This window comes from Daejeonella rubra (genome assembly GCF_900103545.1).
Taxonomy (GTDB): domain Bacteria; phylum Bacteroidota; class Bacteroidia; order Sphingobacteriales; family Sphingobacteriaceae; genus Daejeonella; species Daejeonella rubra.
In genome coordinates this window covers 18,221-31,901 of record NZ_FNHH01000029.1, presented here as the reverse complement: position 1 = coordinate 31,901, position 13,681 = coordinate 18,221, and the positions used below count along the sequence as shown (strand labels likewise).

Here is a 13,681-nt window from a genome sequence, read left to right as displayed (position 1 = left end):
TTTAGCCTAGTCCGCCGCTTATCCTGTTATAATTAAACTCACCAAAATACTCACGCCTTAAACCCAGGATCATCTTTCTGGAAGTTCTCATTTTCTGATAATTATTTTGAATCAGGAAGTTTATTCCGCTTTGATTGCCGAGCGGGAACCTGAACTTGTTTTTGATGCGCATTCTTAATTTCATGAGCTCGGTACCTGCTTCAGGATCATTGGCAATGATGGCCTGCTCAAAGAAATGAGGAAAATATACTCCGCTAACAATTCCTTCCTTTAAGTAAATGAGCGATGATTTTAAATGATCATTTATAATTAAACCCCGGTTTTCACCTGAGGTTTGTTTATCGAGCTGCAAGATCTTATCCCGGTATTTTTCCTGAAAGGGAATAACTGCTGCAGGATCCTTAAGATTTTGATTGATCAGTTCTCCGTCCAGATGTATGTATTCGGTTTCAACTTCAAAACCAATCTTTCTATAAACAGGAAAGCCCATATCTGTAGCATCCAGGTAAACTGTTTTAATCTTTTCATAATCTAATCGGCCAATAAGTGCCTCAGTCAGTTTTTGTCCGAGTCCCTGGTTCCTGAAATCAGGGTGAACGATCACATGCGCAAGCCATGCAGTATCTGGGTGCCTGATCGTTGTACCAACAGCCGCAATTTTATTTCCAATACTTATTTTGATTGGATCGCATGAAGGAGAGGAAATATAATAATAAAAATATGGCCTGATATCCTCCCATCCCTGAGGCTGCAGAATATTAAGAAGATCTATATCCCGGCTATCTATGGTTTGAATTTTCATCTGAATAAAATTGTTTTTTTAAGGCTATGAAGCCTTCCGGCGATAGGCAGGTTTCATTTATCTGATGGGTTTTTTCTTTCTGAACAAAGTTTTACTTCCATCTTCATTATTCTATCTGTCCTTGTTTTTTCTTGTTTTGCAGACATTATCCAGATAATATATTTTTTTTTATTGGTGTAGGATAAGGACTCAAAAAATTGAATGGCCCCTGGGCTAAGTTTTTCTCTGAGCATTGAGGGCATCCTTACCTTACGATTATTGATATCAATAAATTCGGAAAGATCATTTTCCTTAATGGCAGAACTGCTTAAAGCAGATCTCCTGACCTGATCTTTCTGCCTGAGTCTTATGGCAGTCCAGATTTCATTTATTGACACTGCTGATACTGGAACAAGGTTAAACTCAGCGGTCATATCCCAGGAATCCGTCATCTCCAGATCTGAAGGCATGCCTGATGACTTCTTAGGATAACAGATCCAAAGGATAGTTTCGGGTTGAAGATGTGAATGAAGTTCTATTAAATATTTCTTTAAAGCTGCTTTATTAGAAACGAAAACTTGCAGCAAATCAAAGTGATCAGCTTTTTCGTAATAAAACCGCACTCCTTCAGGCAATGGCTCGAGCAGAGAAAGGTATTGGTCCGGAGAATTTATCAGTAATATCTGATTTCCGGATTTAATTAATAATTTTTTCGCAAGAGTATTTTTTGACATGCCTTTTTTATAGCTTCAATTTAGCAAAAAAGTCCCATAGCACAATTCCTGCAGATACAACAATATTAAAGGAATGCTTGGTCCCAAATTGCGGGATCTCAATGCAGGTATCAATCAGTTTCATTGCTTGATCGCTTACACCATTAACTTCATTGCCAAATATTAAAGCATATTTTTTTGAATTGTCTGGCTGATAATCATTCAGCATGGTACTGTTTTCTGCCTGTTCTATGGCAATGATCGTGTACCCACCTGATTTCAATTCATTTATTACATCGCAAACATCTTCTGAATAGGTCCATTCTATGGATTGAGTGGCTCCGAGTGCTGTTTTTTCAATTTCCCTATGTGGTGGTTGAGCAGTAATACCGCAAAGGCAGATCTTCTCAATTGCGAACCCATCTGAAGTACGAAAGATCGAACCGATATTATGCATACTTCTCACACTATCAAGAATCACAACCAGGGGTAATTTTTCCTGCTTTTTAAAGTCCTCAATACCAACACGGCCAAGTTCCTCCGTTTTTAATTTTCGCATGTTCAAAAATAGCTTCTTCGAATTGAAAGAGCTTTATATTTTATTCAAGTTTTTGCACTATTTTCAACGATTAAAATAAACCTTGATCAGTCTATAACTTTGAACATAAACGATGAAAACATCATCATTTTGCTAAAACCTGGAAGGGGTATGATTATCAAATCATGATCGTCCTGTCTAAAAGCAGGTTCATCAGTATAAAAAAATAAAAAGATGAAAATATTACAGTCTAAGGCTTTATTTCAGCATAATGGGTCAGATGTTTTTCTTTATACACTGAAAAATAAAGCAGGAGTTGAAGTTTGCATCAGTAATTTGGGAGCTATTATACAGTCATTTAAAGTCCCTGACCGGACCGGTAATGTAATTGACATAGTTCTTGGTTTTGATACAATGGAGCAATACCTGTCGTCTGATTACCTAAATACCAGCTCTTACCTGGGAGCCGTTGTTGGCCGATATGCAAATAGGGTAGGAAATGCTTGTATTGAAATTGACGGTCAAACTTTTCAATTGAGTTCTAATATGTCCCCTCATCAAATCCATGGTGGCTATGAAGGCTTTGACAGTAAGGTATGGCATGTCGAAAACACGGACGATCTATCTGTTGGAAAGCTTAAAATGTCGTACCTGAGTAAAGATGCTGAGGAGGGATATCCTGGAAATCTGACTGTTTCGATTTGTTTTTCTCTGAATGATGAAAATGAATTGATCATTGATACGGAGGCAATAACAGATAAATCAACGGCAATCAATCTGACACATCATGACTATTTTAACCTGCATGGTTCAGGCAGGATAGAGGATCATTGGGTTCAGATACCATCCGGATTCTATCTTGGTCAGCATCCGGATAATCTGGCGAATGGCGAAATACTGTCCGTGTTGGGAACGAAGTATGATTTTAAGAGTTCTAAGCAAATTAAAGAGGACTGGGACCCTGTTTCAGGCTATGACCAATCATTTGTATTGGATAAAGAATACGGAGTCTATGGGAAGGCGGCAACAGCATATTCTGATAAAAGCGGAATTAAACTGGAAGTCTTTACGGATGAACCCACCGTTCATTTTTATACCGGCAAGCATCTTGGGATTGCTGATGCTAGAAATGGAGCTTTTTATGGACCATTTTCAGGCTTTTGTTTCGAAACACAGCATCACTGTAATGCTGTGAATATTCCTGAATTTCCTTCAACAATACTTCGACCGGAACAAGTTTACAGGCATAAAACAGGTTATTGCGTTAGTAGTCAATAGGATTTCTTGTCTGAGCCAATATTTTCTTTTGATTTAAATGGTTAAGGGTAAAGAATCCGATTGCTGAAATAATGCAAATACCGCAAATACACCACCAAAATAGAGAGTAACCACCGTATTCTATTAAGAATGCACCATAAAGCGGACCAATGATCTGGGCTACCGCCCAGGAAATAGTATAAAGTGCCGCGTATTCTCCACGGTTATTTGCATTCGATCTGCTGGTCCAGAAGGTATTCATGAATGGCATTGAGAACATTTCACCAAAGGAAATGAACATGATAGAGATTACTGCTACCCAGGCCATAGCAGGAAGGATATTCAACAGTGAAAAAGCAAACCCCGTAATCAGAATACCAATCCCTACAAAATATAATGGAGGTTTTTTTCCATCGATCCTGCTGATCAACAACATTTCCACACCAACGATAAGCAGTCCGTTCATTGCCATCAAACCACCAATAAATTGTTCGCTTAAATTCCATTCTGATTTAAAAAATACTGGTTGTAAGGTAAACAGCTGAAAGAAACAGGATGCGAATAAAGTACTTAAAACAATAAAAGCGAGGTACAATTTATCACGGTAGGCTGATTTTACAACCGGCTTTTCGTGAGCTTTAAAATCAATTTTATCTTTTTTTACTGCCGGCAATAATTTTATCAGGATCAAGGCAGCTAGTATATTTGTTAAGCCATCAACAAAGAATAATAAATGATAGTCGATGGAGGCAATAAAACCTCCCATAGCCCCACCAAAAGACCAGCCCAGATTGATAGCCATCCTGTTTAACGAATAGGAACGGGTTCGGGTTTTTTCTGTACTGTAATGAGCAACAGCAGATGAATTGGCAGGCCTGAATCCTTCATTACAAATGCTGAGTATAAATGTTCCGATAGCCAGACTGAAAAATGTTTCGAGGAAGCTGAGAGCCATGAACATGAAACCACCGCTTATTAATGCTCCCACCTGCAAATAATAAAAACCGATCCTGTCTGTTATCTTACCGCCAATAAATGCCCCGAAAACAGAACCAAGGCCGAACAGAGCCATGATCATTCCTGCCTGAACAATGCTGAAGTTTAGTTTCTGAGTACAATAAATGGTAAGAAATGGAACCACCATGGTACCGCTTCGGTTGATAAGCATGACCAGGGATAGATACCAGTTCTCTCTGCTTAGTCCGGAAAAGGCTTTTTTGTATATATTAAGGGTGTTAGATAGCACAATTCAAAGATAGATGAATGGAAGAAAAGATCACCATGATCTATTGAATTAGACACATTACAGGAACAAAAATTACATATTGGACAGGAAGTATTTTCAAAGAATTTCCCACCATCAAACAGTTTTCCACAAACCTTCTAAAAACTAAGCAATCCATTAACTTTATCCTTCTAATAATTAATGATTTGTCGAAGAAGACCGAACAGAAGGAAACTCCTTTAATGCTGCAATACAATACGATCAAGGCTAAATATCCTGGTGCATTGCTATTGTTTCGTGTAGGTGATTTTTATGAAACTTTTGGACAGGATGCTGTAAAGGCATCAGGTATCCTTGGAATTGTTCTTACCAAGCGTGGAAATGGTTCCGGAACACATATCGAACTTGCTGGTTTTCCACATCATTCTTTGGAGACCTACCTGCCTAAATTAGTCAGAGCAGGACAAAGGGTAGCCATTTGCGACCAGCTGGAAGATCCTAAAACAACAAAAACGATCGTTAAGCGTGGAGTAACTGAGTTGATCACTCCCGGAGTTTCATACAGCGATAATATTATCCAGCAGAACACCAATAATTACCTGGCTTCACTTTATTTCGAAAAAAATTCATTCGGTATTGCATTTATAGATATTTCAACCGGAGAATTTTTAGTAGCCCAGGGCAATGCCGATTATATTGATAAGTTACTTCAAAGTTTTAAACCCAGTGAAGTGATTTTTCAGAAAAGCAGGCAGCGTGATTTTGTAGAAACATTTGGCGATAGATTTTATACCTATAACCTCGATGATTGGGCTTACAGCGGTGATTATGCCTCTGAATTTCTTTTGAAACATTTTGAAGTTAAATCATTGAAAGGTTTTGGTATTGAGAAATTCCCCCTGGCCATCACTGCGGCAGGTGTTGCTTTGCATTATCTGAATGAGACGGAGCATCGTAATCTTCAGCATATATCTTCGGTTTCGAGAATTGAAGAGGATCGTTATATGTGGCTTGACCGCTTCACAATACGCAATTTAGAATTAATTGGCTCAGCCAATGAAAATGCGGTCAGTCTTGTTGATGTTTTGGATAAGACCTGTTCACCAATGGGAGCCCGTTTGCTAAGGCGATGGATCATTATGCCTCTTAAAGAGCTGAAACCGATACAGGAACGCCTGGATGTGGTTGAATTTCTGGTCAATAATGATGAATTGCGTGAAAAGCTGCTTCATGAATTGAAACAGATTGGTGATCTGGAAAGACTAATCTCAAAAATCGGACTTCAGAAAGCTAATCCAAGGGAAGTTATGCAGTTGAAACGTGCATTATATGCCATTTTCAATCTGAAAGAACTTTGCCAGAGTTCTGATAATTATGCATTAAAAACTATTGCAGAGCAGTTGAATCCTTGTCTGCTTATACGCGATAAAATCGAACGGGAATTAAATCCTGATCCTCCGGTCATGTTGATCAAAGGCAGTGTTATTGCCGATGGAGTAGATGAGGAGCTTGACCGCTTAAGAAAGATCGCTTTTGGTGGTAAAGGATATCTGCTTGAAATACAAAAACGGGAAGCTGAAATCACAGGTATTCCATCACTTAAAGTAGCATTTAATAATGTTTTTGGTTATTATCTTGAAGTAACTCATACTCACAAGGATAAAGTGCCGTCAGAATGGCTCAGGAAACAAACCCTGGTCAATGCCGAACGCTATATTACACCGGAATTAAAAGAATATGAAGAGCAGATTCTGGGTGCAGAAGAAAAGATTCAGGTTTTGGAAACCCGCTTATACAATGAACTGACCTATGCACTTTCCGAATTCATTAAACCAATACAGCTTAATGCTCAATTAGTAGCACAGCTTGACGTGCTGTTGAATTTCTCAAATCTGGCTATCAAAAACTATTATGTTAAGCCAGTTATTGATGATAGTACCATAATCGATATCAAAGGAGGCAGGCATCCTGTGATTGAAAAGAATCTTCCTCCCGGCGAGGAATATATCACTAATGATGTATTTCTGGATAGTGATAGTCAGCAGATCATCATCATTACCGGTCCGAACATGTCGGGTAAGTCGGCCTTGTTGAGGCAAACCGGCCTGATCGTATTGATGGCACAAATGGGATGTTTTGTCCCTGCAAAGGAAGCTCAGATTGGAATTGTAGATAAGATATTTACTCGTGTTGGAGCTTCTGATAACCTGACCACAGGAGAGTCAACCTTCATGGTTGAAATGAATGAAACTGCCAGTATTCTGAATAATTTATCGCCAAGAAGCTTGATCCTGATGGATGAGATCGGTCGGGGAACAAGTACCTATGATGGGATCTCCATTGCATGGTCCATTGCTGAATATCTTCATAATCACCCGACTGCACAGGCGAAAACTCTGTTTGCAACCCATTATCACGAGTTGAATGAATTGACAAATTCATTCAACAGAATTAAGAATTTTAATGTTTCAGTAAAAGAGCTGGGTAACAAGGTTATTTTCCTTCGCAAGCTGGTACCCGGTGGGAGTGAGCATAGTTTTGGTATTCATGTTGCAAAGATGGCCGGTATGCCTCAAAAATTGGTCAGTCGTGCAAATGAGATCCTGAAACGACTTGAGCAGGAAAGGACTGGCGGGGAAGATATTAAAGATAGTATCAAAAAAGTGCAAAAACAGGCTTATCAGCTGCAAATGTTCTCTATTGACGATCCGGTATTGGTTAAAATCAGGGATATGCTAAATAACCTTGAAGTAAATACACTAACACCAGTAGAGGCATTGATGAAGCTGGATGAGATCCAGAGGGTGTTGAAATCGTGAGAAGATAGAGACAAGAACCAGGAATCAAGAACCTGGAACCAAGAACCAGGACGATTAGGTGTTCATTTCAAACCAGCACTATTTCTCAGATAACTGACAACTTAAGAATTGAGCCAGGAACCAAGAACCAGGAGCCAAGACGATTAAGTGTTCATTTCAAACTAGTGTTATGTCACTCATCAATTGACGGATAAAGTTTCAATAATTTCATCCTCTCATCGTCACAGGTATGCCGCCATTTTATTTTAGCCTCCTTGGTATTTCGATGTGTTCGTCAAAGTATTAATGACATGACACCAGTAAGGCCGCTAAATAGGCTCCAGCTTTAGCTGGAGTTAACGAGTTTGTTTATTTTCGGGCTTCAGCCCAATATTCTGCAACATGTGAGGAAAAATATATTGGGCTTTAGCCCGATAGATATTATAAATGACATAGCAGGTATTTAGACTGCACTATTTGAAAATTTTGGAATACTAAAAATTCGGGTTAGGGAATGGTAGATGTGGTTTAGTTATCGGTATTTCGGCGCTGAAGCACCAGTATTTGTTCTGTTCCGGTCGCTTAGGTTTTGGGCTGAAGCCCGGTCTGAAAACCGGATCTTAACCCGGAGCTAAAGCACCGGGCTATTGAGCGATATGGCTATCCTTAGGCTCAGTATTTTTTATTCAATCATTTCAGTTACCCGTCATCAAGTGTCATCTCACGAATTAATTGACGATTAGAGTTTTAATGGTTTTATCCTGGTATCGTCACATTAAACTGCCATTATTTTAGCCTCCTTAGCATTCAGATGTTTTCGTCAAACTATATGTGACATGACACTAGTACTATTTCTCAGATAACTGACAACAAATGTCACTAACCACCTAATTACTAACCAACTAACCAACTGTTAACTTAAGAGTATGGTGCCTGGATGCAAAAAAAAGTGCCCCAGAATAAGGTTTTTCCAGGGCACATTTTCTTTCCAATTGGAATTATTATTGATCAACTCTTCCTGATTTTTTATCCTGTTCTCTTCCAATCACATATCCGGCCCCAGCGCCAACAACACCACCGATCGCAGCACCTCTGCCATCTTTTTTATCAACCAGTATTCCTGTTCCAGCACCAACAACACCACCGATCACGGCACCTTTTGCAGCTGAACTCCAGCCTTTTTTCTGAGTTGTAGTGGTAGAGGTTTGAGTACTTGTTCCCGTTGAAGATCTGGTACTGCTGATATTATTCCTTCTTTGAGTTGCTGCTGAAGCTGCAGCAATTGCTGCCATCGAATCTGCAGTAGCTACACGCTTAAAGCTATCCAATTGCTGAACCATTCTAATAGAGTCCTGATCAATTTTGGCGGTCTCACTAGCATTTCCATTGCATGCAGAAATTATTCCGGCAAATGCAAACATGATTAGTATATTTCTCATAATTTTTTTATTTACCGCATTAAAACGGTTATTATAGTACATGAAATAATGATGCCAAAGAATTATATATTTTGAAATATTATTTCACCTGGAGAAAAAATGGCCTTTAAACTACAGCAGCTTTAGTTTATTGTCTTTTCAATATGTATGATATGAGATCTGTAAAATTGAAAGTGGCAATATACCTGGTTTAAAAGGCATAAATTGAGGTATTAAGCCAATATTTATCTCTTTTTTACTATTCAGGATTATTGATCTGATGGATTTATCAGGTTTAAAGCTATTGGTTTCATTATCTTTAAAATCGATGACAAGAACTATTCGGCTAATATTTACTTTTTACAATACTTACAATATCCCAAGTATTCTCATTTCTGTACTATCTGCCGGTATTTTCCGGATAAGTGGCATGTCCTTTTTTGTTGTTATTTTCTGGTTTAAACTTATTTCGATGGGTTTTATCATAACATTCATAAATAGTTACAGGAGTAAAGAATATTTTTACTACCAGAATCTGGGTTTATCAAAAATTGCTTTGTGGACTGGCAGCCTTGTATTTGATTTTGTTTTGTTTCTGGCTTTAATTTTTGGCGTCTATCAATTGAGATGAAGCATATACTGGAGGTTGATGGTGTGAGTTTGAATTTTTCAGGAAGAGTGATTCTTTCTGATATTTATTTGAAGTCTGAAACAGGAAAGATCATTGGCCTTTTAGGCAGGAATGGACAGGGGAAATCTTGTTTAATGAAAATCATTTCCGGGACTTTAAAAGCGGAAAGCAGATCCATTCGATTTGACGGAAAAACTGTTTTTGAATTGGCAGGAAGATCAGATCTTTTAGTATACCTTCCTCAATTTAATTTTATTCCTTCATTCCTTACCTTAGAAAGAATTTTCAAAGATTTCAGCCTGGATATTTCTGAGTTTGAAACACAATTCTCGGAATTTATTACAAAATCTAAATTAAAGATCTCAGAATTTTCCGGTGGAGAAAGGCGACTGGTGGAACTTTATGTACTAATCAAATGTAAATCGAAATTTGCCCTTCTTGATGAGCCTTTTACCCATATTAGTCCTTTGCAGATTGAAAGAATTAAAAAATTGCTCATCACAGAAAAGGAAAATAAGGGCTTTATTATTTCCGATCATATGTTCAGACATATCACTGATATAGCAGATAGTATTTACTTATTGAATGATGGGAAGCTACATTTAACAAATTCTATGGAAGATATCGAAACATTGGGATATGCCAGGATCTAAGCTCAGAAACTTACTTATTCACAGCTGTGCAAAAACAGTTGTTTGATATCAATCTTAATAAACACAATTTCGGTTTATGCTCAGATCAAGAAGTGTTTTATTCTGCCTTGGATTAATGATCTTATCTTGTTTTTATACATCCTGTAAAAGCAAAAAGATCATTACTGATGCCTCCAAAGCTAAAGTGATCTCTTCAGGAAGTATTAAGGAGCGGTATGCCTCCATTATGAATGTAAAGGAAAAAGACCTTGATAATGAAAAGCTCTATCGTTTTATTGACAATTGGCTAGGGGTTCCATACAGAAATGGTGGGATGGATAAAAGAGGAGTGGACTGCTCTGGTTTTACAATTTTACTTGCGAAGGAAATCTATAATAAACCCTTGCCTCGTACTGCAAGATCAATGGCAGATGATGTAAAACGCAAATTTGAAAAGGATCTGAAGGAAGGTGATCTTGTTTTTTTTGATTTCGAAGGACAGAAATTTAGTCATGTTGGGATCTATCTTCATAATAATAAATTTGTTCATGCTTCTACCTCGAAAGGGGTTATTATCAGCGATTTGAAAGATCCCTGGTATTATAAATATTTCAGCAGAGCAGGAAGTGTTAAACCGTAGGCTCAATAGATTCATGTTTTCTGTTTTTTAATCAGTAATTTTGTCAAATAATTAATCCCCCGAATATTTATGAGCAAGGAGAAAGGCGACTATACATTCTGGATGAAATATAAACGCTTTGCCAGCACAGAAATACTGATGTATCTGATCATGGTCATTGGAATTCTGGCAGGTATCATAATCTTTAGTTAATCGCATGAAATTAAATCTTAAACGTCCCCTCGCTTTTTTTGATCTGGAAACTACCGGTGTAAATGTTGCATCAGACCGGATCGTTGAAATCTCCATCCTTAAGGCGATGCCTGATGGTACAGAAGATGTAAAAACTATGCGTATCAATCCCGGAATTCCAATTCCGCTTGAGTCATCCCTGATTCACGGCATCTACGATGAGGATATAAAACATGCTCAAACATTTAAGCAGGCAGGTGAGGAGCTGGCCAGATTTTTAGATGATTGTGACCTTGCAGGTTATAATTCCAACCGCTTTGATATTCCTGTATTAATGGAAGAGTTTCTGCGTGCCGGAATCGATTTTGATATAGATAACAGACATTTTGTGGATGTTCAGAATATTTTTCACCAAATGGAACAGCGTACCTTAAAGGCTGCTTATCAGTTCTATTGTGGTAAAAATATTGAAAATGCTCACTCCGCTGAAGCGGATATTAAAGCCACCTACGAGGTTCTGAAAGCGCAGATCGAGAAATATGAAAATAAAGACTGGGAAGATAAAAAGGGTCTGGTCAGTAAGCCTGTTCAGAATAATATAGAGGCACTGCATAAATTCACTAATCTCAATAAACCGGTAGATTTTGCCGCCAGAATGGTGTATAATGAGGATGGTGTGGAAGTTATCAATTTTGGAAAACATAAAGGAAGGGCTGTTGAAGATGTTTTTCAATCTGAACCAAGTTATTATAACTGGATGCTTAATGGTGATTTCCCGCTTTATACTAAACGCTGCCTGGAGAAGATATGGAACCGCATGAATGCTAAAAAAGAGCAATTGCGTAATGAAAGGCAAGCTGCAAATACCGCTCCCAGACCAGAATCAGTAAATCCACAAAAACCTAAAGAAGAAGCTAAGCCTATTAATACGGATATGCTCGAGCAGTTAAAGATGAAATTTGGGAAATGATTAGAGTTATCACCCGATAGCGATCGGGTTAACAGTTTAGGTACGTTAGCCAGACAACAGACAACAGACAACAGACAACACTAGTACAACCCGACAGGATAGTACGGCTTTGCAATTACCCCCTCATCGCTTAAAAGCGGATGCAAAATTTCAGACTTGAGAATTTTCTGAATACTTGTTTTTTTGCCATTGACCCAGACCTTATTCTGAACAAACCTGATACCATGGCTATAATCTACATGGATTGTTGAATGTCCGTTGTATAATGGCTGAATTGCTTTACCATCCGGCTTATGCCAGCCATAAATCACCACACGAAGTAGTCCTTTATCGTTATATGTTTTATTGGAGATCACCACATCTTTCTTGTTTCCGGCAGTAAGGCTCCCATTTGGAAATTGGCTGAGCGTATTTTTTCTTTGTTCCTGAACCATCGAATTATGTTTTTCAAAAATTGGGACTGTGATCATTGCTTTTGAAGGAGGAATAGGCTGTGGTACCATTTTTACAGCGGCATTTTGATAGATTCTGTTCGATATTTTACGGGTGGGAAGGCTGCATTTTAATAGATCAGCTACTTTCTGAGCTAATTGCGGGCGCATAGGGCAATAAAAATAATCATCATCATTACCAATGGCCAGAAAGTCGGGCAGGACAAAGTATTTAATAGTATTATTCTTGTTATTTATTAAAACTGTATCTCTGATCTCAATCAATTTGCGGTAGAATTCCGGAATATTACCTGAGCGAACTTCACTAAAAATGATCTTTTCTCTTAAATCGATGCTTATGGTACTGTCCCGGATGCTTTTTGAGAATTCTAATCCGCTTTTTGATGTAATATTTCGTTTTGCGATATGAAGTCGTTGTGCTGAACAAAAGAACGGACTAATTAAAAAAGCAAACACTAAAAAGTATCTCATCATCAATTTAATAAGCAGGTTATCTTTTATCAATATTATTCAGATTTTGAATGAACGATTCACTAACAGGGATCTGATTGCCCTGAATGTGTACCTGATGTCTTTCAATCTTATCAATTGCCTTATATGCAGCGATATAGGAGCGGTGAGTACGAATAAATTTATCTCTGGGAAGTATTACTTCTAATTCAGCAAAGGTCATTCGGGACAGCAGACTTTTATTCTTCAAAACAAAATTGACGTAGTTCCCTGCTGCTTCCAGGTATAGAATGTCTGAAAAATGGACCTTTTCCTGTTCGTATCCGGTCTTAAGGAATATGAAATCTGCCTGTCCGCTTTTATTCCTTAGCTGATATAATTCATAAGCTTTATTGCATCCTTTTATAAACCGGCTCAGTGAAAAAGGTTTGAGCAGGTAATCGATTGCATCCAGTTCAAAGCTTGCGACTGCATGTTCAGAATAGGCTGTTGTAAAAATTACCATAGGTTTTTTATTCAGGCTATTTAAAAAGTCAATTCCTGAAATATCAGGCATTTTAATATCCAGAAATATCAGGTCTATACTTTCCTTCTGAATATATTCCATAGCCTGAAATGCGTCTGTAAATTCTGCTTTCAGATTTAGAAAGGGAACTTTGGACGAATGACTCCGTACAACCTCAAGAGCTAAGGGTTCATCATCCAGTGCAATAGCTATCATCAATAAGTTATGATTTTAAAGGTTTTTATCAATTGAAACAACAGGAGTATGCACTAGTGAAATATGGTTTTTCAGGAAGTGACCAATGTTTTTTCTGTTTAACCATTCAAGCATTAAATTACAATTTTTATTGGTAACAGAGTGTTTGGATTGTTGAGTTATTTTAAGATCTGGTTGGAGTTCTTCTCTGCTATATTGCTGCTTAAAACAGCATTTTTCTTCGCATGAATAAGTTACAAGTCCCAGAAAAAGAATTAATAATGCTCTTCTCATACAATTAAGTA

14 protein-coding genes are annotated in these 13,681 nt (G+C 37.8%); 6 read left to right on the top strand and 8 right to left on the bottom strand.

The window, feature by feature from the left end; translation table 11 throughout:
• Position 1: 1 nt before the first annotated feature.
• Genes BLR27_RS15610 through BLR27_RS15600 form a run of 3 tightly spaced genes read right to left on the bottom strand, consistent with a single transcriptional unit; the run spans position 2 to position 2,053 of the window.
• A complete protein-coding gene (locus tag BLR27_RS15610) occupies positions 2-802 on the bottom strand; it encodes a GNAT family N-acetyltransferase (RefSeq protein ID WP_090706444.1) in 801 nt (266 codons plus the stop codon).
• A 53-nt stretch (positions 803-855) separates the two neighbouring features.
• The gene (locus tag BLR27_RS15605) at positions 856-1,515 is read right to left on the bottom strand and encodes a YdeI/OmpD-associated family protein (protein WP_090706442.1); all 660 of its coding nucleotides are present in this window, start codon (positions 1,513-1,515) and stop codon (positions 856-858) included.
• Between the two features lie 7 nt (positions 1,516-1,522).
• Complete coding sequence (locus tag BLR27_RS15600; protein ID WP_090706440.1) at positions 1,523-2,053, bottom strand: RNA methyltransferase; 531 nt, start codon at positions 2,051-2,053, stop codon at positions 1,523-1,525.
• Between the two features lie 213 nt (positions 2,054-2,266).
• On the opposite strand from BLR27_RS15600, the gene BLR27_RS15595 reads away from it, so the two are divergent.
• Positions 2,267-3,310 (top strand): aldose epimerase family protein, encoded by a 1,044-nt coding sequence (locus tag BLR27_RS15595; protein ID WP_090706438.1) that lies wholly within the window; start codon positions 2,267-2,269, stop codon positions 3,308-3,310.
• On the opposite strand, the gene BLR27_RS15590 is transcribed toward BLR27_RS15595, so the two are convergent.
• Positions 3,297-4,535: an MFS transporter gene (locus BLR27_RS15590; protein WP_090706437.1), complete on the bottom strand. Its 1,239-nt coding sequence runs from the start codon at positions 4,533-4,535 to the stop codon at positions 3,297-3,299. The two genes, BLR27_RS15595 and BLR27_RS15590, sit on opposite strands and share 14 nt — an antisense overlap.
• A 221-nt stretch (positions 4,536-4,756) precedes the next feature.
• On the opposite strand from BLR27_RS15590, the gene mutS reads away from it, so the two are divergent.
• The gene (gene mutS, locus BLR27_RS15585; RefSeq protein ID WP_090706435.1) at positions 4,757-7,333 is read left to right on the top strand and encodes a DNA mismatch repair protein MutS; all 2,577 of its coding nucleotides are present in this window, start codon (positions 4,757-4,759) and stop codon (positions 7,331-7,333) included.
• A 980-nt stretch (positions 7,334-8,313) separates the two neighbouring features.
• Here the strand turns inward: mutS and BLR27_RS15580 are convergent.
• Positions 8,314-8,751 (bottom strand): YMGG-like glycine zipper-containing protein, encoded by a 438-nt coding sequence (locus tag BLR27_RS15580; RefSeq protein WP_176767722.1) that lies wholly within the window; start codon positions 8,749-8,751, stop codon positions 8,314-8,316.
• Between the two features lie 606 nt (positions 8,752-9,357).
• Between BLR27_RS15580 and BLR27_RS15570 the strand changes: the two genes are divergently transcribed.
• The 4 genes from BLR27_RS15570 to BLR27_RS15560 all read left to right on the top strand — a co-directional run bounded on the left by BLR27_RS15570 (position 9,358) and on the right by BLR27_RS15560 (position 11,774).
• Complete coding sequence (locus BLR27_RS15570) at positions 9,358-10,014, top strand: ATP-binding cassette domain-containing protein (protein ID WP_090706429.1); 657 nt, start codon at positions 9,358-9,360, stop codon at positions 10,012-10,014.
• Positions 10,015-10,090: 76 nt separating this feature from the next.
• On the top strand, positions 10,091-10,633 hold the full coding sequence (locus BLR27_RS15565) for a C40 family peptidase (protein WP_176767721.1): 543 nt from the start codon (positions 10,091-10,093) through the stop codon (positions 10,631-10,633).
• Positions 10,634-10,702: 69 nt separating this feature from the next.
• On the top strand, positions 10,703-10,825 hold the full coding sequence (locus tag BLR27_RS18825; RefSeq protein ID WP_262485659.1) for a hypothetical protein: 123 nt from the start codon (positions 10,703-10,705) through the stop codon (positions 10,823-10,825).
• Between the two features lie 4 nt (positions 10,826-10,829).
• Positions 10,830-11,774 (top strand): 3'-5' exonuclease, encoded by a 945-nt coding sequence (locus BLR27_RS15560; RefSeq protein ID WP_090706427.1) that lies wholly within the window; start codon positions 10,830-10,832, stop codon positions 11,772-11,774.
• 80 nt (positions 11,775-11,854) lie between these two features.
• On the opposite strand, the gene BLR27_RS15555 is transcribed toward BLR27_RS15560, so the two are convergent.
• Genes BLR27_RS15555 through BLR27_RS15545 form a run of 3 tightly spaced genes read right to left on the bottom strand, consistent with a single transcriptional unit; the run spans position 11,855 to position 13,670 of the window.
• Complete coding sequence (locus BLR27_RS15555) at positions 11,855-12,700, bottom strand: hypothetical protein (protein ID WP_143007764.1); 846 nt, start codon at positions 12,698-12,700, stop codon at positions 11,855-11,857.
• Between the two features lie 16 nt (positions 12,701-12,716).
• Positions 12,717-13,397: a LytR/AlgR family response regulator transcription factor gene (locus BLR27_RS15550; RefSeq protein ID WP_090706424.1), complete on the bottom strand. Its 681-nt coding sequence runs from the start codon at positions 13,395-13,397 to the stop codon at positions 12,717-12,719.
• A gap of 15 nt (positions 13,398-13,412) precedes the next feature.
• Positions 13,413-13,670 carry a hypothetical protein gene (locus BLR27_RS15545; RefSeq protein WP_090706422.1) on the bottom strand — a complete coding sequence of 86 codons (258 nt, stop codon included), beginning with the start codon at positions 13,668-13,670 and terminating at the stop codon, positions 13,413-13,415.
• Between the last annotated feature and the right edge of the window lie 11 nt (positions 13,671-13,681).